15 protein-coding genes are annotated in these 22,754 nt (G+C 69.3%); 6 read left to right on the top strand and 9 right to left on the bottom strand.

The genetic code is table 11. The features are described 5' to 3' along the window. Nucleotides 1-78: 78 nt before the first annotated feature. Nucleotides 79-1,986: a sigma 54-interacting transcriptional regulator gene (locus QHF84_RS39315; protein ID WP_281318696.1), complete on the top strand. Its 1,908-nt coding sequence runs from the start codon at nt 79-81 to the stop codon at nt 1,984-1,986. Here the strand turns inward: QHF84_RS39315 and QHF84_RS39320 are convergent. Then, a complete protein-coding gene (locus QHF84_RS39320; protein ID WP_281318697.1) occupies nt 1,898-2,725 on the bottom strand; it encodes a HAMP domain-containing sensor histidine kinase in 828 nt (275 codons plus the stop codon). The genes QHF84_RS39315 and QHF84_RS39320 overlap by 89 nt on opposite strands. A 291-nt stretch (nt 2,726-3,016) precedes the next feature. On the opposite strand from QHF84_RS39320, the gene QHF84_RS39325 reads away from it, so the two are divergent. After that, on the top strand, nt 3,017-6,442 hold the full coding sequence (locus QHF84_RS39325; protein WP_281318698.1) for a serine/threonine-protein kinase: 3,426 nt from the start codon (nt 3,017-3,019) through the stop codon (nt 6,440-6,442). Between the two features lie 8 nt (nt 6,443-6,450). On the opposite strand, the gene QHF84_RS39330 is transcribed toward QHF84_RS39325, so the two are convergent. The 7 genes from QHF84_RS39330 to QHF84_RS39360 all read right to left on the bottom strand — a co-directional run bounded on the left by QHF84_RS39330 (nt 6,451) and on the right by QHF84_RS39360 (nt 15,233). Further along, nucleotides 6,451-9,018: a cytochrome P450 gene (locus tag QHF84_RS39330; RefSeq protein WP_281318699.1), complete on the bottom strand. Its 2,568-nt coding sequence runs from the start codon at nt 9,016-9,018 to the stop codon at nt 6,451-6,453. Then, on the bottom strand, nt 9,015-9,737 hold the full coding sequence (locus QHF84_RS39335) for a hypothetical protein (protein WP_281318700.1): 723 nt from the start codon (nt 9,735-9,737) through the stop codon (nt 9,015-9,017). The genes QHF84_RS39330 and QHF84_RS39335 overlap by 4 nt, the downstream gene beginning before the upstream one ends. Nucleotides 9,738-9,778: 41 nt before the next feature. After that, nucleotides 9,779-11,674 (bottom strand): patatin-like phospholipase family protein, encoded by a 1,896-nt coding sequence (locus QHF84_RS39340; RefSeq protein WP_281318715.1) that lies wholly within the window; start codon nt 11,672-11,674, stop codon nt 9,779-9,781. Between the two features lie 264 nt (nt 11,675-11,938). Then, nucleotides 11,939-12,088: a hypothetical protein gene (locus tag QHF84_RS39345; RefSeq protein WP_281318701.1), complete on the bottom strand. Its 150-nt coding sequence runs from the start codon at nt 12,086-12,088 to the stop codon at nt 11,939-11,941. 279 nt (nt 12,089-12,367) lie between these two features. After that, a complete protein-coding gene (locus QHF84_RS39350; RefSeq protein ID WP_281318702.1) occupies nt 12,368-13,645 on the bottom strand; it encodes an ATP-grasp domain-containing protein in 1,278 nt (425 codons plus the stop codon). Continuing rightward, nucleotides 13,632-14,579: an alpha/beta hydrolase gene (locus QHF84_RS39355; protein ID WP_281318703.1), complete on the bottom strand. Its 948-nt coding sequence runs from the start codon at nt 14,577-14,579 to the stop codon at nt 13,632-13,634. Before QHF84_RS39355 ends, QHF84_RS39350 begins: the two co-directional genes overlap by 14 nt. Then, entirely contained in the window at nt 14,580-15,233 is a 654-nt protein-coding gene (locus QHF84_RS39360) for a hypothetical protein (RefSeq protein WP_281318704.1), read from the bottom strand. A gap of 322 nt (nt 15,234-15,555) precedes the next feature. Here QHF84_RS39360 and QHF84_RS39365 point away from each other — a divergent pair, with 322 nt between their 5' ends. The 4 genes from QHF84_RS39365 (at nt 15,556) to QHF84_RS39380 (ending at nt 19,499) form a co-directional block, all read left to right on the top strand. Beyond that, nucleotides 15,556-16,689: a 50S ribosomal protein L11 methyltransferase gene (locus QHF84_RS39365; protein WP_281318705.1), complete on the top strand. Its 1,134-nt coding sequence runs from the start codon at nt 15,556-15,558 to the stop codon at nt 16,687-16,689. Between the two features lie 26 nt (nt 16,690-16,715). Beyond that, nucleotides 16,716-16,838 carry a hypothetical protein gene (locus tag QHF84_RS39370; protein ID WP_281318706.1) on the top strand — a complete coding sequence of 41 codons (123 nt, stop codon included), beginning with the start codon at nt 16,716-16,718 and terminating at the stop codon, nt 16,836-16,838. A gap of 199 nt (nt 16,839-17,037) precedes the next feature. Next, entirely contained in the window at nt 17,038-17,526 is a 489-nt protein-coding gene (locus QHF84_RS39375) for a hypothetical protein (RefSeq protein WP_281318707.1), read from the top strand. A 185-nt stretch (nt 17,527-17,711) separates the two neighbouring features. Then, nucleotides 17,712-19,499, top strand: coding sequence for a hypothetical protein (locus QHF84_RS39380; protein ID WP_281318708.1), 1,788 nt, complete (start codon nt 17,712-17,714; stop codon nt 19,497-19,499). Between the two features lie 20 nt (nt 19,500-19,519). Here the strand turns inward: QHF84_RS39380 and QHF84_RS39385 are convergent, their stop codons facing one another. Next, on the bottom strand, nt 19,520-22,498 hold the full coding sequence (locus tag QHF84_RS39385; RefSeq protein WP_281318709.1) for a hypothetical protein: 2,979 nt from the start codon (nt 22,496-22,498) through the stop codon (nt 19,520-19,522). Between the last annotated feature and the right edge of the window lie 256 nt (nt 22,499-22,754).

Below are 22,754 nucleotides of genomic sequence, written 5' to 3' on the forward strand. Positions count from 1 at the left end.
GCCACGTCAGTCGGCTCGGCGGGCTTACTTCGCCCATCGACCCGCGTCCGAGGATCCACAAGATTGCAGGACACCAACATGGGTTCACGCGCAGCGCAGATCACCGAGACCATGCCTCTCCCGCCGGGCGGACGCGAGGTCGGCGCAGCCATGAGGCAGGCGCGCAAATGGCCGACCTTGCTCGTTTATCATCGCGACGGCACCGAGCTCGTCGAGCTCCGGCCCGGCGTCGGGCAGGTCATCGGGCGGACGTCCCCGTCCGAGGTGCAAATCGACGACGATAGTTTGTCGCGCCAGCACGCTTGTTTCACGCTGCTCGAGAGCGGGGGCGTGCGCGTCGAAGATCTCGGCTCGCTGAACGGCACGTGGGTGCAGGGCGAGCGGGTGACGGAGGGCGTCGCGCGAATCGGCGACGAGGTGATGCTGGGGCGCGTGATCATCACGATCGGCGAGCGCGCGCCGGAGGCGAGCCTGCTCCCCGGGCTCCTGAGTTTCGAGCGGCTGCGGAGCACGCTCGAAGACGAGGTCGTGCGGGCGCGGTTTTTCGGGCGCAGCGCCGCGATTCTGATGGTGCGGGCCGGCGGCCGCGAGAGCGTGCACGTGAGCCGGTGGCTCTCGCGCGTGCAAGCCGAGCTGCGGCCCATCGACAAGGTGGGCCTGTACAGCCTCGACGCCGTGGCCGTGCTCTTGCCCGAAGCGACGCTCGGTGTCGCCTGCGACATCGCGCATAAAATCAGCGAGCCCAAGGAGGGCGGCCCCACGCTGCTCGTGGGCGTGGCCGCTTCGCCGGAGACCGCGACGTCCGCGGAAAAGCTCCTCGAAGGCTGCCGCGCGGCCCTGCAACGCGCGGCGTCCGGGCGGCCGGTGCATTCGATGCCGGGCGGCCCGTGGACGTGGGGAGGTCCGTCGGGACAGACCCCGACGGGCGAGCAGCCCGTGGTGGAGAGCGCGGCCATGCGCCAGGTCTTCATGACGGTCGCGCGGCTCGCTCGCTCCTCGATCCCGGTGCTTTTGCAGGGGGAGACGGGCACGGGCAAAGAGGTGATCGCGCGGGCCCTGCACGAGCAGAGCGCCCGGCATGCTCGTCCGATGGTATGCGTGAACTGCGGGGCCATTCCGCAGCAGCTCGTCGAGAGCACGCTGTTCGGGTACGAGCGCGGCGCGTTCACGGGAGCGGTTCAGCAGCAAAAAGGCATCTTCGAGGCCGCCGAGGGCGGGACGGTGTTCCTCGACGAGGTCGGCGAGCTACCGCTCGCGGCGCAGGCAGCGCTCCTGCGCGTGCTCGAGACGAGGCGCGTGGCGCGCGTGGGCTCGACGAAGGAAATCGACGTCGACGTACGGCTCATCGCGGCGACGCACCGGGATCTCGAGGCGATGGCGACGTCCGGCAGCTTTCGATTGGATCTCCTGTTCCGCCTGAACACGATGACGCTCGACATTCCGCCGCTCCGGGAGCGCGTGGAGGAAATCGAGCCGCTCGCGATGCGCTTCCTCGAGCTCGCCAACCAGGCGAACGAGCGCAGAATCCAGCGCATCCAGCCCGACGCGCTCGCGCTTTTGCGGAGTTATCCGTGGTCGGGCAACGTGAGGGAGCTGCGCAATGCGATCGAGCGGGCCGTGGTCATCGCGGAGGGGGATTCGATCTCGGTGCACGACCTGCCCGAGCGCGTGCGCGCGCAGGGGCGGATCGGCTCGCACGCGGCGAAGGAGGTGATCGTCGCGTCCGCGGAGCCCGCCCCGGCGAACGACGCAGGCGGGCTCCGCTCGCGAATGCAGAATTACGAGGCGCAGGTCATCGTGGAGGCGCTCCGGGCGTGCCAGTGGAACCAGACGGAGGCGGCGCGCAAGCTCGAAATGCCGCTCCGGACCCTGGTGCACCGCATGAAGGTGCTCGGCATCAAAAAGCTCGGGTTCGGGACGGCCGAGCCGCCCTCGCAACCGCACCCGGGAGGCGAGAGCGGGAGCGACGACGAACTGGATGAATGAGCCCGAGCGAGCGCGCAGCGTGGGGGGCGTGATCGAGCGCCCGCCGCGCCGCGCGGCTCTCGGTCGGGAGCTCGACGATGAACGTCGCGCCCTGTCCAGGCTCGCTCTCGACGCGGATCGAACCGCCGTGCGCCTCCGCGGCCGCGCGCGCGATGTAAAGACCGAGGCCGAGGCCGCCGAAGCGTGAAGGCGGCACGGCTCGTTCGAATCGCTCGAAAATGCGCACCTGGTCGTCCTCGGCGATTCCGATCCCATGATCCTGCACGACGAGCCGGACTCCGCCCTCCATCTCCGCGACGTCGATGGTGACGGGCCTGCCCTCGCCATACACCAACGCATTGCGGACGAGGTGCAGGACGAGCTGCTCGACCAGCATGCGGTCCCATTGCCCGCGAGCGGCGCCGGAGACGCGGATCGTGACGAGCGCGCGGGCGTCCGGGCGCTGTGCCACGCGGTCGACGATGTCGCCGACGAGCCCGGCGAGATCGACGTCCTCGCAGGCGAGCGGGAGCTCGCTCGCCACGATTTGCGTGGCGTGCAGGAGCTCGTCGCAGAGGAGCGCCAGGCGCCCGAGCTGGCGGTCGAAAGACTCCACCATGCTCGGAATGCGCGCCGGGACCTCCTCGGGGTGCTGCGAGAGGAGGCGACGAATGTGCTGCGCCTGAAGCCGGAGCGCGGTGACCGGGGTCAAGAGCTCGTGGGAGGCGAGCGAGATGAACTCGTCACACGGGGCCCGCATGCAAGGCGGGTTTTGTCGTGCCTCGACGGGGGAGCCCGATCGAGCAGCGAGGGCGGGGGAGGGATGCCGAGCACACATGGTTGGACTCCTCGTCGGTTTTCCCATGAGCATCGACCATGCCAGGGCACGCGCCCCTTTCTTTCGCCGGATCGGACCCGGATCGGCCATTGTCTCGGGCACGCCTGAGCGCTGGGGCATTGCGTGGTCAGGCAAGAGGCAGAGGCCCGCGCCGCCCGTTCGCCTCGGCGCGCGCGGGTTATGCCAACAAGGGGCGCGGGCTATACTGCGGACATGTCCAGAGGGCAGGACGAGCCCGCGACGTTCGGACCGTACCGTGTTCGAGGCATCCTCGGGCGCGGAGGAATGGGGATCGTCTACTGGGGCGAGCACCGGGACACGGGGCAAGAGGTCGCGATCAAGACCGTCGAGGCGGCCTTTGGGCAGGAGATCGCCAGCATTCGACGCGAGATCCACGCGCTCGGTCGGCTTCGTCATCCTGGCATCGTGCAGATCCTCGCCCAGGGCGTGGACGACGGCCGGCCGTGGTATGCTATGGAGCGGCTCCGTGGTCGTACGTTGCGCGCGCTCATCGAGGCGCGGCGCCCCGGCGAGCCCATCTCGGCCGAGGAGCTCACGACGATCTGCGGCGTCATGCGCCGCCTCTGCGAGGCGCTGTCGTGCCTGCACGGCGCCGAGTTCGTCCACCGTGATCTCAAGCCGGACAACATTTTCCTTCGGGACGACGGCGCGCCGGTGCTCGTGGATTTCGGGATCGCCGCGAGGTTTTCCGGGACGAGCGGGCGCGACTCGCTCGAAATGGACGTGGTGACGGGGAGCCCGCCTTATATGTCGCCCGAGCAGATCCGCGGCGATCTGGTGGATGCACGGAGTGATCTGTATGCGCTCGGCTGCATCCTCTACGAATGCCTGACCGGCCGGCGGCCCTTCGAGGGGCCCACGCCCCGCGACGTGATCGGAAAACACCTCAGCGAGGCGCCCGCGCCGCCGTCGGCGAGCGTGCCCGGCATTCCCGCGGCGCTCGATCGGCTGGTCCTCGATTTGCTCGCCAAACGACCGCAGGATCGAATGGGCTATGCCGAGGACGTGGCGGCCGCGCTCGCCGTCTTTGCGCCGGCCGAGCTCACGCTGCGGTGCCGGGCGGAGCCATATCTCTATCGGCCGAGCTTCATCGGCAGGCACGACGTCGTCTGGAAGCTGCAAGCGCACCTCGGCGCTGCGCGGGGCGGGGAGGGGCGGTGCGTGTTCATCGGCGGCGAGAGCGGCATCGGCAAGACACGCCTCGTCGCCCAGCTCGCCAGCCTCGCCTTGCGGGCGGGTTTTACGGTGGTGACCGGCGAATGCGTCGCATTCGGCACGCACGGGGCCGGCGCCGCGCCGCTCCATCCGTTTCGCCCGCTCTTGCTCACCATCGCGGACCATTGCCGCCGCGCCGGTCCCGAAGAGGCGGCGCGCATGCTCGGCGAGCGCGCGGCCATGCTCGCGGCCTACGAGCCTGCCCTCGCCATGCTCGCGCCTGCGACGACGGCCGCCGAGCCCCTATCGGCATTGCCCTCGGCGACGGCCCGGGAGCGGGTCGTCGCGGGCCTGACCGAGACGTTGTTCGCGTTCGCCGAAACCGAGCCGCTGCTCCTGGCGATCGACGATCTGCAATGGGCGGACGAGCTGTCCCTGCGCTTTTTACGGGATCTCGTGTTCCGGCCGCTCGCGGGTCAGCGCATGCTCGTGGTGGGGACGTTCCGCACGGACGAGGTGAGCGATACGCTCGCGGGCCTGCTCGCCGCGCCCCGAGCGATGTGCGTCGAGCTCGGCGCCCTCGATTCGGCGAGCACGCGGCAGGTCGCACGCGACATGCTCGCCCTGCCGGAGCTGCCCCGGGCCTTCCTCGATTTCGTGGCCGAGGCCTCCGACGGAAACCCGTTTTTCCTGGCCGAATACCTGCGCACGGCTCTGTCCGAGGGGCTCTTGTACCGGGACGCCGGCGGCGTATTTCGTGTCGCCGCGCGAGGGCAGGATCCGTGCGCGGTGCGCGCTGCGCTCGGGCTTCCGCGCTCGCTCGCGGGCCTCATCGAGCGGCACCTCGCCGGCCTCGACGCGCCGAGCCGCTGGCTCGCCCATCTATCGGCGACGCTCGGCCGCGAGGTGGACGAGGAGGTCCTGCGCCGCGCCGCGGATCTGCCCGAGTCGACGTTGATGGATGCGCTCGGCAGTCTGCGGCGCGCGTACGTGCTCGAAGACGGGGGTGGGGGACGCCTCCGGTTCCTGCACGAAAAACTCCGCGAGCGCGCATATGCCGAGATCCCCGAGGACGAGCGGAGGGATGCGCATGCACGCGTGGGGCGAGCGCTGGAGGAGGTTTTTTCGGGCGAACAGAGGATGGATCACGTCGAGGCGCTCGCGTACCATTATCGGGAGAGTGGCGAGATCGAAAAAGCCGCGTCTTACGCCGAGGAGGCCGCGGCGAAGGCCGCGCGCGTGTATGCGCTCGACGATGCGCGGCGGCGTTATGGCGACGCGCTCGCCCTGATGGGAAAACTCCCCCAGACGGAGGACGTTTTGCGGCGGCGCGTGAGCGTCACGGTGCGCTGGGCCGAGGCATGCCTGTACGAGCCGTCGCCGCGGCAGATCGAGGTGCTGGCGGAGGCGCGGGAAATCGCGGCTCGGATTGGGGATGCGAGCGCGGTCGTGCGGTGTGATTACTGGGCGGGCTGGATCGCGTATGCGCTCGGCGATCACGCGGGGGCCATCCGGATCTCGGAGCGCGCGATCGACGAGGCGCGCGCGCTCGGCGACCACAAGATGCTCTCCCAGCTCGTGCTGAACCTGGGCCAGAATCACGCCGCGGCCGGCGCCTACGACGAGGCCCTCGCGCACATCCGCCAGGGCATTTCGATGAAGGAACGAGCGCCCGGGGGTGGGCGGACCGCGGGGTGCGCGTACGGTTACGGATACCTGGGCATGATCCACGGCGATCGCGGCGAATTCACGGAGGCGCACGCGCACGTCGAGACCGCGCTCGCCATTGCGGCCGAGCTCGGGCGCCGCTCGCTCGAAAGCTCGGTGCTCGTGCAGCGGGCGATGGTCGAAGGCTGGCAAGGCGCGTTCGAGGCGTGCGCTGCGACGGCCGAACGCGCGCGGCAGCTCGCGGCGATTCTGGGCGCCCCCTACGTCGCGGCCATGAGCAAGACCGCCGAGGGGCTTTCCCTGGTTTCGCTCGGCAAGCGGGAGGAGGGGCTCACGCTCCTCGAGGAGGCGGTACAATGGATCGAGGCCACGGGGACGCGGCTCAGCGTCTCGTGGAGCTACGGCGCGCTGGCCGAGGCGCTCGCGCTCGCGGGGCGGACCGAGGAGGCGGCGACCTATGCACGCGCCGCGCTCGCGCGGGCGGAAGCGGGGGATCGTATTGGTCTTTCGACGGCGCACCGGGCGCTCGCGCTCGCGGCGCGCGGGGACGCGGCGCGTGAGCATGTCGATGCGGCCCTCGAAACGGCGCGCCAGAAAAAATCCCCGCGCGAGGAGGCGCTCGCCCACCTTTGCGCGGCGAGGGTGTTTCGCGATGAAGGGGCGGCCGCCGCGGCACGCGAGGAAGCGGCCGCGGCGCTCGCCGCGTTCGAGGCCATGGGAATGGTCGGGTTCGTGGTCGAGGCGCGCGCGCTCCTCGCATCGATCGCCCTTTCAGAGAGCACGCGCGCCGCGTAAAGGTGTGGTCAGAGCCCCGAAAGGAGCAGTGGGGCCGCGATCTCGGCCATCAGCGGTCCGGCCAGGAATCGCCCGATGCAAGCGTGTGATCCATGGCCGAAGAGGAGGGAATGCTCGTCCGGGCGGCCCGGCTGGAAGACGTCGGGCTCTTCGAGCGCCTCCTCGTCGGCCATGGCAGAAGCGAGGGAGAGAATGACCCGGCTGCCCTTCGCAATGCGGGTCGCGCGGGGCGTGCCCGTTGCGAGCTCGACATCGACGACGGCGGTCCTGTAGAGCAGCGACGGATAAGGGTCGAACCGAGCGGCTTCGAGCAGGATGTCCGTCAGCCGAACCATGTCCCGCTTTCTCGCGGCCTCGCGCGCCTGCGCGCAGGCGTCCGGCGCGCCTCGTAGGTGCGCGAGGGCATGCAGGAGGGTCATCGCGGTCGGGACCATCGTTCCGGAGACGAGCCCACCCAGCATTTGACGGACGGTCATGCGGTCGAGCCCATGCGTGGCGGAGAGCGCGAGGAAGCGGCCGAGCACGTCGTCGCCCGCGGGTTTTCCGCTCGCGATCGAGAGCTCCCGCGCGCAGAGGAGCTCTTCGAGGTACTGCTGGTACGCAATGCCGGCCGCAGCGCCGGCGGCCGCGCGCTCGTCGCTCGGCAATGGGAAAAAGATGTAGGCCGACGCCACGCTCAGCCACAGAAAAAGCCCCTCGTCGGAAGGACCGGGCACGCCGAAGTATTCACCCGCGGTCCGCACCACCGAGGCGATGACGATCTGCGGAAGGAGGTCCGGCGCGCCGTTCGCGCGTTTGTTCACGAGATCGAGGACGATGGGCGTGACGAGGCGGGCGCGATCCAGGAGCTTTGGCAGGTCCCGAGGCCGGATGACGAGGCGCGCGAGGGACGCCTCGCGCTTGTGGCGTTCGCCGTCGATGCCCAGGAAAAACGGCCCCACGGTGGCCGTCATGCGAGCCCCGTATTCCTGGACCGAGAAGACCTCGGGTTTGGCGAGGACCTCCTGCACGTCCCGGAATCGCGAGACGAGCACGCCGTGCGGCGTCTCGAAAATGGGCCGCTCCTGGCGGAGGGCGCGCCAGTTCTCCGCCGTGTCGCAGAACGGCCGCCGCGCGGTCACCGGGTCGAGGAGACAGACCTCGACGCAGTTCTTCTTGTCCTCGTCGTTTTGCGCGAGCGCGTACTTCTGCAGGAACTTTTCGATGGTATCAGGCCGAGGTTTTTCCCTGTTCACGATGTACCGGAGCGCCTCGATGCCGGGCACGAAAAAATACGCGCCGCCGCGCACCCGGACGAAGCTCGGCAGCCCGCAGAGGGTGCGGACCGAGGCGAGCTCACCGTTCGGGCCGGCCGTGGGAATGGTGAAGGTGCCGTGCGCGCAGGGAGATCCGGAGACGGGGTCGTGGAGGGTGCTGGGCTCGCCGCCGACGTTTCCGTTGTTCAGCCATTGCTGCACGATCTCGAACTGCAGCGAGAGCGAGGCGCCGTAGGCGATGAAGATGAGCCCGCGATCCACGTGATCCTCGCCCTGGCCCTCCGGCAGCGGCGGGCCGTACGCCATCCCGCGCCGGATGAGCCGGTGCGTGCGGACGGCGGTGCGCCGCGCAATGGGCAGGGCGTCGCGCGGGTTCGCGCGCCGGATGTGGGCGCCGAACGGGCAACGGAGGCCCTCGGAATCCTGCTTTTGATAGCCGAAATCGTCGCGCCGCTCGACGGGCATGTCGGGATCGTCCTCGTCGGGGGCGAGCACGAGCGGCACGCCGCTCCGCCACCGGCCCATGAGCTTCGCGGCGACGAGCTCTTCGTCCATCCCGAGAATGGCCGCGTTTTCCGCGACGAAGCGGCGGAATCCGGCGACGTCCTGGCGCAACTTGCGCAGGGCGAGGTACGTGCCATTGCGGCGCAGCGCCTTCGGGCTCGGCCGAGCGGCGACGGCGCCGAAATCGTCGGGGTGATCGAGCAGGAACGCGCCGGGTTCGAGCGCGCGCCCAGGCGGCGCGTCGCTCCCGTCGCCGACGACGCTGGGATTGCTGCCGCCGTCCGCGAACCCGAAATGCTCCCGCCCCCCTTCGAGCGCCGCCGCCGTCTGCACGTGAACGACCCGTACCCGCGCGGCCTCGGCCTCGACGCGCAGCTCATGGGCCCGCGCATCCGCGTCGTCCTGGCTGCGCGCATAAACGAGCGCGATCGCGTGCAGGGCCGGCGCGCCGCGTGGCAGGAGATCCCAGTGCTCGGGCGCGTCCGCGCCGATGTCGCCGAGGAACGCCGCGCGCTGCGCCATTCCGTGGCGAAACTCTTCCGGGAAACTTTCGAGCTCCTCGGCGGAGAGCCCCAGCACCCCGAGCCCCTCGAACGTGAACGCGAGGTTCAGCGTGAATCGTGGCCCCGGCGGCCTGGTGCGGGCCGTCGTGACCTCGGGGATCTTCTCGGCGATGAAGCGGCGCCCGGCGGCGATGTCCTCGAAATGCAGGAACAGGAAGCGCGCGTGGCGCATGCCGAATGTCTTGCCGTACGAGAGCAGGAGGTGGCCCTGCACGTCGTCGAGCTCGATCGAAACGTCGTTCGTCGTTTTCATGATTTCTCCCCCTGCAACGTCGCCATCACCTGCTCGAAATTGCGCGCGATGGGCTCGATCTCGGCCGGAGCGAAGAGCCTCTTGTCCGCGAGGTCCCGGAGGTTCGCGCGAACGCTGTCCACGATCGACCCGAGGAGGCGGCTCTCCGCTTCCTCGTCGACGCCGGAGAGCCGCGCGATCCCACGTTCGAGCTCGGCGAACAGCGCGTGGATGTCGCCGCCGCAGCGGACCTTGCGCCGGAATTCCTCGAATTGTGTGTGGAGCGCCTTCCACCACCGAACGTCGATGACCGTCACGCCCGGATTGGCTGCATAAAATCGGTCCGCCTCCACCATGTGCCGCTTCACCCACGCGACGAACGGCTCGAATTGCGCGGCCCCCGGATATCCCTCGCAATGCATCCAGACGAGGTCGAGGCCCCAGGCCATGCGGACCGAGAAGTCTTTCAGGTACGGCTCGAGCTCGCCCACGAACATCGAGACGAAGAGGAGCCGCCTTCCGCCGTCGAGGATGGACCACTGGCCGAAATGCACGGAATCGATGAGATCGAGCACGCTCGGCCCCGTGATCTTGCCGTCCGAGGACCCGCCGAGGACCACCTGGAGGCGATCGACGTACCGGAGCGCGGGGAGCGAGGGCACGAATCCCTGCAGGATCGGCGTGATCAGCACGAGCGATCGCACGCGCGTCGCCGGAGCAATGGTTTCCAATTCACGCATGATGTCTCCTTGTTCGTGCGGGCAGATCGCCCCCGAAAACCTCATACCTCGGGCGTGAACCTGAGCTTCCCCGCCGGGCTGAGCCTGCGCTCGGCGAAGAAAAACGCCTCGGTCGGGTGGCGCTCCTGCCACGCCTCCTGGAGCTCGGACCACCGGGCCATGAGATCGACGAGCGCATCCATCCGCGCCCTGGCCTGGCGGAACCATTCGTCCTCGGCAGGGCTCACGGAGCCGTACCAAGGTTTGTCGTTACGATACGCTTCTTGCTCCTGTTCGAGGAGCTCGTGGAGCTTCTGCCGCAGGCCGTTCGTGGTGAAACTCTTGCAGAGGCGCCCGAGCTCGACTTCCATGAGCGACATCAGGAGCACCGTGCGCACCCATCGATGTTGCGGGAAGTCGAATCGTTCGAGGAAAAGCCGCGCGGCGGTGTCGCCTTTCTCGACGAGTTTTTCGATGGTCTCGACGTTCATGTCCAGGTTGAGCCCTCCCTCGTGTTCGTCGAGGTAGACATGGGCGACTCGCTCGCGGTAGCCGGGCAGCGCGGCCTGGCTATCATCCCGGAAGCTCTGCGCCAGCTCGAAGACGGCCCATAAAAAATCCTTCATGTCGGAGATCTCGCGGAACGAGGGGCTCGACGTGTGGCCGTCGCGGGGCTCGGGCAAGGAGACATCGTCCCCTTGCGCGTGACGGCTCTCCTTCGCGCGCGGCGCCTTTTCCCGCAGGTTGATTCCGAAGGTCGGAAAGCGTGGGAACCAGCCGTCGAAGAAATGGATCGGGAAGTTGATCCCGATACCGCCGTCGCTGAACCAGTGGCGCCGGAGTTCCCCCGATTCCTCGACGGTATACAGCGGCACGGCGCAGAGCAGCACGGGAAAACCGAGGCTCATGCGCATCGCCACGAGGACGGGCATGTGCTCGTCCATCGGGAAGACGTGGTAGCCCGGCGGGAGTGTGGCGCTCTCGTGCGCGGGCGCGACGTTTACCAGAAAGCGGACCACGCTTTCGGGGAAGAGGCGTCGCATTTCGTTTTCCTCGAAGACGAACGAGCGGTCTTTCTTGATCGTGCCGTCGAGCTCCTCCTCGGGCACCGCGCGCGGCTGCCGGACGTTGAGGTCGGAGGTGACCACCTTGAAACGAATGCCTCTCGCATGAAGCATTCCCACGGTGAGGGGGCGATCGTCGGGGAGGCCGGCCATTTCCTGGAGGCCCTCGTGCATCCATTCGGTGAGGGGGACCTGGTCATGGCGAGAGCCCTGGTCGATCGAGCCCGTGCACAAACCGAACAGGCTCTTGCCCTCGTCATCGTGAATATGCCGGAGGCTCGCGAGGAGCGTCCCCGCGATTCCACCGAGGTAGGCGCCGGAGACGAGGAGGCCCCCGCAGAGGGACAAACCGAGGAGCAGGGGGAGCCACGCGAGCTCGCTCGCGAATGATATCGGAGTCTGGTACAGGACGAACGTGAATAGCGCCGCGACCGGGACCACGACCACGAGGGAGACGAGCGCCCCCATGCGGGCGCCGCGCCGCCGGCCCTGCGTGTAGCCTTCGCCGGGGCAGGCCGCACAGATGGAATCGATACCCGCCTTGCGTACTTCACGGAGGAGGCGCCAAGCGGGATGGGGCACGCGTCTCTCCTCTCCGTTCTGCCGCTGCTGAACATGCAGTCGTTTCGCGAGGAGGAGCATTTCGAAAATCGGGCGAGCCTGTGGGGTCGGCTGGAAGAGCCCCATCAGAAAACCCTCCCGGTCGAGGTCCTCTTGCATGCGCTCGAATCGAGCGAAGCCGCCTCCGTCGGCCCTGCCATACTCGGCCGCGGCGGCGGACGCGGCCGCGATGGCGCCCGCCGAGGCGCCGCCAATACAACGGAACCGTCGCTCCTTGGCGAGCCGGAGGACCGCCGATGGATACACCACGCCGCTCGTGACGCCGCCCTTCATGACGAGGTCGCACCGATTGTCGTCGTCGTCCGGCACGCGTCGATAAACCTCGTTGCGATCGCCGCTTGCTCGATAGGTCATACCTTTTCCCCCAGGCCTCACGAGGGCGGTGCAACCGGGAGGCCACGCGCCGCCGAGCGCGCCGGCGGCCGCAGCTCGATTATGATTCACAGGAAAGGCGCGGGTTCTGCGCCGATCGCGTCACGCTACGGTTCGGCCGTTTCTCGGAGGAGGGACGGAGGAGGGGTGCAGGGCCTTGCGTGATCAGGCAAGGCGCGGGGACGACGCGCGGGCCCAGAAGTCCCGCAGGATCCGGAGGACCTCGTCGAGCTTCTCGACGCGCTCGAACGAGCCGCTGCGCTCGAGCACGTGAAATTCAGCCGAGGGCGCGAACGTCGCGAACTGGCGCTGCAAGGCGGGGTAGAGCGCCCGGTCGAAGCGGCCGCGAGCACGAGCATCGGGACGGCCACGTCTTTGCGCCGCGGCCGGAAATCCGGGATGCGGGCGACCTCGCCGCCGATCATGAAATCGACGTCGGCCCCGCAAAACAGGGCTGTGCAGGCTGTTGGCGAGGACCAGCGTGCGCACGCCGTACAAATGTACGGGACCCGCCGGCCTGCTCCGCCCACAAGCGATGCCCGCCGACGTCGTGCAGACGCCCCGCGGGGTGAACGAACGATTGCGGCTCCATGCTCATCCCGGCGCTCCTCGTGAATCGTCGAGCCGGAGCCGCCGCTCCATGTCGCGGATCTTGTGGTAATCGGCCTGCACCTGGGAGCGGTCCGCGTGCGCGAGGACCACGAAGCCGAGGTCCAGGCTGCCGAAGAGAGCCCTCGTGGGCTGCAATCGATCGCCGTTCCGGATGCGGATGACCGAGAAATGGTGGGTCGGGAGCGCCTCCACGTCGGCGAAGACCTCGGCATTCTGCACGATCCCCGGCGTCCGGACGATCAGGAACACCACGAGGACGTGCGATTGCAGGCCGAAGCCTTCACGGACGTGCCCCAGCCGGGCGAAATAACGCACCGTCCGGTCCACCTGGCTGTCGCCGGTCGCGACGCGGCAAAACCTCGGCTGGCCGCCACCGTGCGGGCGCGCGCCTATCTCGATGAGGCGCGGCCCTTCGCGGGTGAGCATCAGCTCCACGTGCGCCGCGCCGAACCGGATCCCGACCGCGTCGAGCACGCCACGCGTGTAGCCGATCAAGCGCTCGATCCCCGGGGTCTTCGGGGACAACCATTCCATGCGCTCGTAGATCGCCATGTACGGGCCATTGTCCACCTTGTGGTAGCGGCACACGTCGGTGACGGTGTGTTTGCCTTCGTAGGTGAACGTGTCCACCACGTATTCGGTGCCGGTCACGTATTCCTGCACGACGAGCCGATCATTGACGATGCCGAGGCGGTTCGGGCGGCCGAGCATCGAATGAAATACCTCCCGGAAGTCTTCTCCGCGGGGCACGCGGGTCACGCCGTCGGTGCTGGCGCTCTTCGGCGACTTGATCACGAGGTCCCGGCCGGCGAGGTTCGAACGGTAGAGCCAGGCCTCGACCTCGTCGGCGTTGCTCGTGCAGAGCTGCCGGATGATGGGGAGGCCCGCCCGGGCCACGGCGGCCGCCATTTCGTCCTTGTGCCGGCGCGCGGCCGCCTTTTCGGGGTCGTTGGCGACGTCCGGGACGACGACCGGCGCGAGCACGTCCGCGAGCTCCACGCCCGACTCGCAGCCCGGTAGCACGCACCGGGGGCGCAAGGCCCGCAGGCGCTCCACCAAGGGCTCGAGGCCGTCGGTCGTGGTGAGGATCGTCTCGAAGTGCTCCGGCCGGTAGGAGGCGGCGTAAACGGCCGGCGGCGCGGGACTGGAGACGACGGCCACGACCGGGACGCCGGCCGCCGCGAACGCAGGCGCGAAGAGGGCGCCCGAGGAATAGGGGTCGACGATCACGGCCGGCCCATTCGGATCACTTCGAGGCATGGCGCTCCTCCACGCAAGCGAGCCGAGCGGCCCGGCTGCAATACCTGGCCCACGCGTCCTCGACCTGCGGACAGAGCCCTCGCGCGCGGACGGCGGAGTGCACGAGGCCGGGCTCGATTACGAGGTCGACGGCAATACGGTGCTCGCGGAGGCAACGGGCGTAGGCCTCCGCGTCCACGCAAAGCGAATCGAGCTCCGCGCCCATCAGATACGCGGGCGGCAGGCCGTCGAACGCTCCACGAAGGAGCGGGGAGACGTACGGGTGCGCGACCTGCCCGGGATCGGGCGCATAGCAGGCCGTGTAGTATTCCATTTCGCCGGCCGTGAGCAGCGGGGCGTCGGCGCCGCTGCGGCGCCAGCGGGTGAAATCGAGGACCGGGCTGATGAGGGCCTGGCCGCAGAGCCGCGGGCCGCCGCGGTCACGCGCCATCATGGCCACGGCGACGGCCATGTTCGCGCCGGAGCTGTCGCCGGCAATGACGATCCGATCGGGATCGATGCCGAGCCGCGCAGCCTCGACGACGATGCCGCAAAGGGCGCCGTAGCAGTCCTCGAGGGCCGCCGGGAAGGGGTGCTCGGGCGCCATTCGGAAATCGGGCGCGATGGTGACGAGCCCGGATCGGCTGGCGAACTCGGCGACGACGGTATTGTGTGTCTCCAGCGAGCCGACGACGAACCCGCCGCCGCGGAGGTAAACGAGAAGGCCCCGGCCCACCGGGGCGCGCGGACGATACACGCGAATCGAAAGGCGTCGCCGCCCGTGGGCGACCACGTCGTCGGTGATGGTCACGTCCGAGGGCACGTCGTACGGGAATTCGCGGGTGAGCCCGAGATAGAGGGCGCGCTGCTCCGCGAGGGGGCGCGTGTAGAAATCGGGCGGCATGGCTCGATTGCATCGGTCGATGAAGGTCTGGAGGCCATCGGCGAGAGGCATTCAATCCTCCTCGGGGGCGCTCGGAGCGCCGGTCGGGGTCGAAGGGCAGGGCGAGAAGACGCGGCCGCGTGCGGCGGCCCAGCGCTGGACCAGGCCGTCGCGAATACCGCGGCGGAGCAGGACGGGCAGGCAGAGGCAGGTCCCGAGGACGCCGATCCATACGGCGCCGCGGAGGCCCACGAATTTGATGGCGAGGGACGCGATCAGGCTGCCGAGCAGGACCGTGCCCCAGAGCAATAGCCGCTGGACGGCATTGATCCGGCCGAGCAAGTGCGGAGGTGAGGCGGTTTGGCGTAACGGAAGCGAGGTCGGGCCGAACGCACCTTCGCCCGCGCCGTGCACGCCGAGCGCCTGGGCGACGCGGGCGGCGTGCACCATGCGGATCTCGTCCCAGCAGATGACGCCGTCGATCGGGAGGCGCGCCATGATCTCGCGGGCGGCGGTGATCATGGCCTCGGCGTCGAGCGTATCGACGATCTTGTAATTCGCGATGTACGACCGTTCCCAGGAGGGCTGCCGGTCCAGGAGGAGAAATACCCGCGCGGCCCGCGAGATCATCCGCAGGAGATATTCGCGGTAAAGGTGATACCCGCTGCTCGCGAGGAGGACGGTGGGACGGCCGTTCAGGTCGGCATTCGGATGGGCCTTGGGCATCGTGGCCTCCTGGTTGTCTCGTTGGGGTCGGGACCTTCGGCGCCCCCTTACTCAAGCGTCGTGCCACGGGGCCCCGATCCTCGTTTGGTCACGATCCGGCCCGTTTGTCGCCCCTTTATCGGCCGGACGAACCCGGCTTGTTTGCATGGTCGAGCAAATCCCTGCAAGTCAACGCAAGGCCCCGCAATGCTCGGGCTCGGCAGGCGCTTGGCGCGGCGGCGCGGGCGACGGCGCGCGACGCGGCCTGGAAGGCCGCGAATTGTGTCTGGCATGCGGAATGCTGTGGGGGGCTCGCGACACACCGCCCAAAGGAGGACACCTCGTGAAGTTGTACGACGGAATCGGCGCGGCGGACCAGCCCCCCGCGTCCGACGCCGGTCCGCAATCGACCAGGGAGCAGCGACGAGCGCCCCGCGCGAAGCTACGCGTGGTGGCCGATCGAGCGCGCGTGCGCGCTCTCGTCGAGGAAGGCCACCGCCTCGCCGCGAGCTTTCAACTGGAGCGGGCCCTCGAACGATTCGAGGAGGCTTCGTCGCTCGACGCCGACAACGAGGCCATCGTTTTGACGATGAACGGGCTCCTGCGCAAGCTCGTTCCGCGCTGGCATTTCGCGATGCTGAACGATCACGAGCGCAATCGAGCCTTCGAGCGAGCGCTCGAGATCGCCATCGGCGGCTCGCAATGCACGGTGCTCGATGTCGGTTCCGGGACAGGGCTGCTCTCCATGATGGCGGCCCGCGCGGGGGCCGGGGCCGTGTTCACCTGCGAGTCGGTCGCGACGATCGCGCGGTTGGCGCGGCGGATCATCGCGGAAAACAGGCTCGATCATCACGTCTCGGTCATCCCCAAGGTGTCGACCGACCTCGTCGTCGGCCGGGACATTCCCCGGCGCGCCGATTTGCTGGTCATCGAGACCGTCGATTGTGGTCTGCTCGGGGAAGGAATCCTTCCCATCGTCCGCCACGCGCGGGAAAAACTCCTACGACGAGAGGCGCAGATCATCCCGGGGCGGGCGAAGATCCGCTTTCAGCTCCTCGAGAGCGACGCGGTCCACCGCAACAACTTCGCCTTCGAGGCGGGCGGCTTCGACGTGAGCCTGTTCAATCAGGTCTCGACGAAGACGTACTTTCCGGTACGCCTGTGCGCGCACCCGCACGCCTTCCTGAGCCCCGTCGTCGAGGCATTCGAATTCGACTTCGAGCGAGGCCCCCTGGAGCCGCGCACCCGCACGGTGACAGTCACGACGAAGCAACGCGGGCGCGTCCACGGGATCGCCTTCTGGTTCGAGCTCGACCTCGGCGGCGGGGTCGTCCTGACGAACGCCCCGACGAACCATCAGAACCACTGGATGCAGGCTGTTCAGGTGTTCGAAACGCCGATCGACGTCGAGCGCGACGAGGACCTGACCGTCACGTGCAGGCACGACGATACGAGCATCCGCTTCTCGCTCGCTTGATTCGAACGACCGATTCCCCACGCGGCGTGCCCGCATCGCGGCGGGCGCCGCTCGTGGTGCGACCGGGCAGCGCGACGGCCGTCCTGCCGGACCCGGGCGGCGAGCCGATCACCGTCGACGGCCGCCTGATCCTGGCGACGCATCGTTGACCCGATCATCCGTTCGTTGTAGTCTCGGCGCGTTCAGGTGGCGCCATGAAGGTCTTCCGGTAGCAACGCGGTCCTTTCGCCGGGCGGGTCCCCCCGCCGCCCGCGTTGCTCTCGTCGGCGCGATTCGTCGCCGTTCGTCCCGCGCTCCCATTGCGCGAGCGAGCTGGCCTGCGTTCGACCTTCGACCCCCGAGGACCTCATGGCGCCCCGTCTTCCGCTTGCCATCAAGCTCACGCGCCGCACCGTCGCGCGGCGTGACCTCTTTTGCGAGCTCGTCCAGAAAATCACGAAACCTTCCCAGGCCGAGGCGGCCTTCGCATTTCATGCATTCGCGTTCAAGGCGGACGAGCATGAATTCGCCCGCGAGCTTCTCTCCCGCCGCACCGAGCTCTGGCTCTTCCGCGCGAACCAGCGCGCCTTTTGCGGCGATTTCCTGGCCGTCGACATGTCGAACCCGCGGCGGGCAGAGCGGCGGGCGTACGTGATCGAGCTGAAGCGGGGGATGCCGGTGCGGATCGGCGGCGGCGCCGTGGGGCTCCAGCTTCAGAATGCTGGCGTCGCCGTGCGAGCGCTCGCGCGGGAGCGTGGTTTGCTCGGGGACGAGGCCACGTGCGTCACCGTGTCGGGGGACGGGGCGGAAATCATCGGGATGTTCACATCGGCGCGTTCGGCAGCGGAATACGCGTAAGGCGCCTGCCAAACGGCAGTGTGAAAATCTTGCTCTTGGCTGGGGCCATGAGCGCAGCCTTGTGTATGAGTCCGCGTTCTGCTGGAGAGATGATGGCAAAATCGACGAATTGGGCCGTTCTGTCCCGTGTATCGGATCTGTCTCCGCCGCTTTCCGGTCGGCCGGCGGCGGTCGACGGGACCGTCGTGGTCGCGCCCCGCGGCCTGTACGTCGCGGTCTTCGACGCCCTCCCGCCCGAAAGTGAGAACGAGCGCGATGACAAGGACGCGCTCCGGGTCCGTGTCTTCTCGCATGACCGGCGCGTTTTCACCGAGGTCCTCGACCACAGCCCGGCGCGCATCGGCTATCGCTTCGGGGACGCCCGGCTCGGGAAGGCAGCGGTATCGGATGCCGGCGTCGTCGCCTTCGCCGTGGGGAGCACGATCCACGTCGTCCGACCCGGCGGAAGCGCGTCGAAGATCGAGGCGCCCGGCGCGTGGCCCTTCTTCGATCCCATCACGCCCGAGCGGCTGCGGCTCGTCATGTATCGCGACGGCGGTGAGGTGATCGAGACGCACGACACGAACACGAACACCCTCGTCGACACGCTCCGCATCGGCAACAGCGGGGGTTCCCCGCCGCAGGTCGATCCGGCGACCGGTGATGTCCTGCTCTACGACGGCTGGTACGCGCGCGAGGGAGGTGCCTTCACCCCGATCGAGCGGGGCGAGGGCCCCGGCGATGTGCTCCGCGTCGGACGTGGCACGCTCCACCTCGGTCGGGACGTCGAGCAACCCGGCGCTACGCAACGCCGTGACCGCGACGGCAAAGAGCTCCCGGTGCCCGAGGCGTTTCAGGCCTGGCGACGCGCGGACGTCTGGCGCGCGCGTAACCCGATGCTTGCGAGCGTCGACGGCCGCTTCCTCCTCGGTCGCTATGTCGGCAAGAACACGCTCTTCGACGCGGAGCGCCTCGAGCCGGAGGAGCTGCCCACGGTGCCGCCCCAGCATACGCTGATCGGCCCCGGGATCTGGGCGCTCGTCGACGAGCACCTGGCGATCGCGTCGCGCTTCGGCCTCTTCCTCGTCGACCCGCGCACGGGGCGCCCGATCGGTGACGGGCCCGTGGCGCTGCTTGGCCTCGCGCTCGCCGGCGAGCGTGTCGTCACGCTCCACGAAGACGGTGTCCGCGTCGACGGCGGCGCGCCCATCCCGGTCGAGCCGGCCGTCGAACCCGTCCTCGATGGGCTCCGGATCTCGCCCGATGGCCGGTGGGCCGCGGTGCGCTGCGGCCATGCCGGCTTCCCGGTCGTGATCCTCGATCTCGCCGAGAGGCGCGAGGTGCGGCGGATCGAGCCTGCGGCGTCCGTCGCATGGATCGACGGGGATCGACTCGCCGTCCAAGGCTCCACCGGTCTGCGCGTGCTCGACGTGACGACGAGCGCGGTCACGGCGCTCGGCGAGCTCCCGGGCTCGGCCTGCCTCGGCAGCGACGGCGCGGGCCGCTTCTTCATCGGCACCGACACGACGCTCGTCGAGCGCGACGCCAGCGGCGCGGTTTTGCGCACGCTCACGGTCCCGAAGAAGCTCAAGGGCTACACGTGGCCCTCGGAGCTCGTCGTTCACGGGAGCGAGGTCTACGCGCTCGCGAGGTGCCGCATCTTCCGCTGGGACGCGGCCGGCAACTGCGAGCGGCTCAACGCGCTCGAGAACGGCATCGGGGGCGCGAAGACCGATCCGAAGTTCTCCGACGGCCCCTTGCGCAGCGTGGCCGTGAGCCACGACGGCCGCTGGCTCGCCATGACCGCGAAGACGAAGAGCCACGCGCTCGGCGTCGTCGTCTGCGATCGCGAGGGCACGATCGCCGGATGGACCGGCCCGATCTTCGGCCGCCGCAGCGTCCACGGCGAGCGCGCCTTCTGCGCCTTCCGTGGCAAGACGCTCGTGGTCGGCACCGAGCACGGCGACGTCGGCGTCTACGCGCTGCCGACCTGAGAGCCCGGGCTCTCCGCGGGTCACGCGATTTTCTTCCAGGAAATGCCGTACAACGACGTGACGTCGCCGTTCACCCGCGACGAAAGGTCGTCGTACACGCGCGTCGCGAGGACGCCGTTCGGCTCGCAGAGCGCCCGCAGCCGGTGCACGACGCGCCGCGGCTGCGTCGTATAGCCGGGCGGCAGCGGGCCCGCGCCGCCGTATCGCGCTGCAATCGCGACGTGGCGAATGCCGAGCGGCCGGCAGAGCGCTTGCTCGATGGCCTCGACGATCGCGAAGCGCAGCCACGGGAGCTGCCTTCGCAAATAGAGACCGTTCAGCAGGACCGCGGGCCCGTCCTCGCAGAGCCCGAAGCCGCCAAACACGAAGCCCTGCGCCTCCGCGACGCCCGCGCGGGGCGCGCGCACGAGCTGAAAGCAGAAGGAGAGCGGGTCCTTCCAGAGCGAGAGCACCATGCGCTGGGTGCCCTCCTCGCGCATGTACGGCTTGTACATGAAGCTCGTGCTGTTGAAGCAGCAGGGCACGCAGTCGGCGAAGCGCAGAAACGCCGGGAAATCGCGCCGTTTGTCGAGGTACCGCAGCGTCAGGACGCCCTTCGATCCGAGGGGCAAGGGGCACGCGAGCGCGGGCACGGGCGGCGCCCCCTCGACGAGCGCCTGCACGGCGTGCTCGGCGCCGGGCAGGTGTCGGCGGAGACGCGCGATCGGGCCGACGGCGACCGGGCCGACGTCCTTCTGCAAGCGCTCCACGATGCGGCGCCAGTCGTCATCGCTCCACACGCCGGCCTGATGTCCCGGCGACACGGGGCAAAGCGCGGAGAGCAGCCGAAGCTGATCCGGCGCCTCGGCGAGTCGACGCACGAAGTCCTCGGCATCGCCCTGGAACAGCGCCTCGCGACGTTCGAGGATCTGGCGCACGCGCTCCTCGCCCGTCGCCGGCAGATCGGGGCCGTCCACGATCGCCAGCACCTCGGGGCCGGGGGGCGTGCCGACCTCCCTCGTGTACGTCCGGACGAACTCGGCGAGCCACGTGGAGGCACGATCCCCGAGGCGCAACGTGACGCGCGTGAACGCGCCGCCGTGCGCGCTCGCAGTGCCCGGCGGGAAGAGGCACTGATCCTCGATGCACTTGGCGGCCCAGCGCGCCTGCCGCTCGCGGGCGAAGACGTCGTACCGCTCGACGAAGACCTCCGTCGCGCGCTGGGGCGAGAGCTTGGCGAGGGCGAGGAGCAGAGGTTTCGTGGCGCGTGGATCCGCGCCGCGGTCCACGGAGCGCGAGAGCGCGCCTTGCAGGATCGTCGCGGCCTGCTCCCCGCCGAGGTTCTGGAGGCAGCGAATGCGCGATACCGTTGCGACACGCACCTCCTCGCCGCCCATGGCGGCCATGTCGATGACGCGGCGGAGGTGGGCGCGGGCTGCGTCGATCAGCGCGACACGATGGCGTTTGCGGCGGCTCGTGAGCGAGATGCCCTCGTCGTAGTGGGCGCGCGCGGCGCCGAGCGCGTCGCGGAAACGTGGATCACGACGGCAGCGATCCCAGCTCGACGCCGGGCCGAGCGCGCCGAGCGCAAAGGCCGCCTCGGGCGTGACGTGGCCGCCGCGATCGAGATCGGCGAGTGTATCCTGCAGCGTGGAGGCGCTCTCGAGGAGCTTCAGGCAGTGTTCCGTGATCCACGCGTCGTCCCGGACGAGAACGTCACTCCCCGGGTTGATTCGATGGAACAATGCGCGGCGCAGCGAAGCATCCTCGAAGGCACGAGCCACGAGCGCGCCCGGGAGCAGGCCGCCGTGGTCGTCTCCGCCGCGTGCACGAACGAGCGCGTGCCGGAGCAGCCATGCCTCGCGGGCGAGCATGGTTTCCATGGGCGCGGGTTCGCCGGCGAGCCGCGGCTCGTGCTGCGCCGCGCGCCGCGGCGGGCAGAGGAGCGTCATCGGCAAGGCAAGCACGCGCTTCTCGGCCCGCCGCGCGAGGCCCGCATCGAGATCGAGGCGCGCGAGCAAGAGCTGGAGCGCGTGCCCGAGCGAGCGATCCTCCACGCGCTGGATCCGTCGCCGCGCCGCGAGCCGCTCGCCGCGCTCGGCGAGAAACGCCGCGATGGCAAGCTCGGCGCGACCTCGCAGATATCGCCCCGGCGCGTGCGCGAGCAGCGTCTCGGCGTGGTCCAGGCGCTCCGCGAAGAGCGCTGCCCCGATCGCGCCGAGCCAGCCGTGATTCCACGCGTTTCGATGGCGCACGGCGCGCAGCAGGTCGACGACCCCCGCGGGACCACGCTCCGGATATCGCGCAATCGCAAGGAGCGCGCGTGCCTCCTGTCCTGCACTGCCGTCGATGCGCGGCAGCATTTCCTCGGCGATGGGGAGCGCGTCCCCGCCGATCACGAACAGCTCGCGCACGAGCGGCAACGACGGCCGATACACGCGCGCTTCTTCCACCGAATCGAGATTCCCCACGAACGAGCACGCGCGCTCGCGCCCTGGGTGGTGCTCGATTCCGTCTTCGATCCGAGCGAGGGCGCGCTCCCGCAGCGCGCCTTTGGGCAAGGCCCTCGCGCGCTCGAGGGCCTCGCGACGCCGGCCGCTCGAAAGCTCGACGCTGAAGCGATGGAGCCGCGCGAATTCGACGCTGCCGAAGAGCCCTTCCGCGCGCTCGGCGATCCGCGCGATGGCCCGCGGGCGGGGCATTTCCTCGGCCGCGAGCCGCTCCTCCAGATACGTCACGAGCAGCGCGCCCGCGGGGCCGGCCTCACAACCCTCGCGTCGGCCCACGAGCGCGCGCAGCGACGAGAGAATCTCGCCGGAAAGCTCGCCTTCGCGGGCCACGGACCCGAGATATCGCCGCTCGAGCGCGCGCACAGCGGCGGCGAGGTGAATCCATGCGGCGGCACGCACGGCGGGCCGGCGGATTTCTGCGGATACCGAGACCATTTGACGGACAAAAACGAGCACGCGCGCCATCGAGTCCGTCGCAAACGGGTTCGATGCGCCATAGGCGGAGTCCATGCGCTCCTCCTTCGGGCGGACGCGGGCGGATGGCGCGCGCACGGCGCGGCTTCGAATGGCCAGCGGCTCACGTGCAGCGCGCGCACTCGTCCCCGTCCGCCCTGGGTACGAGAAACACCAGGGGCGACGATTTGGGACGGGCTTCGCGCTTACACGAAGAAGAAGAGCATGGCGGCGTGAGCTTGCACGCGGGGAGGGCTCGTTGTCAAGGGCGCTCGCGGCTGCCCGAGCGGCGCGGCGCTCGCGCCCCGTTTGG

This window comes from Polyangium sp. y55x31 (genome assembly GCF_029946505.1).
Lineage (GTDB): Bacteria > Myxococcota_A > Polyangia > Polyangiales > Polyangiaceae > Polyangium.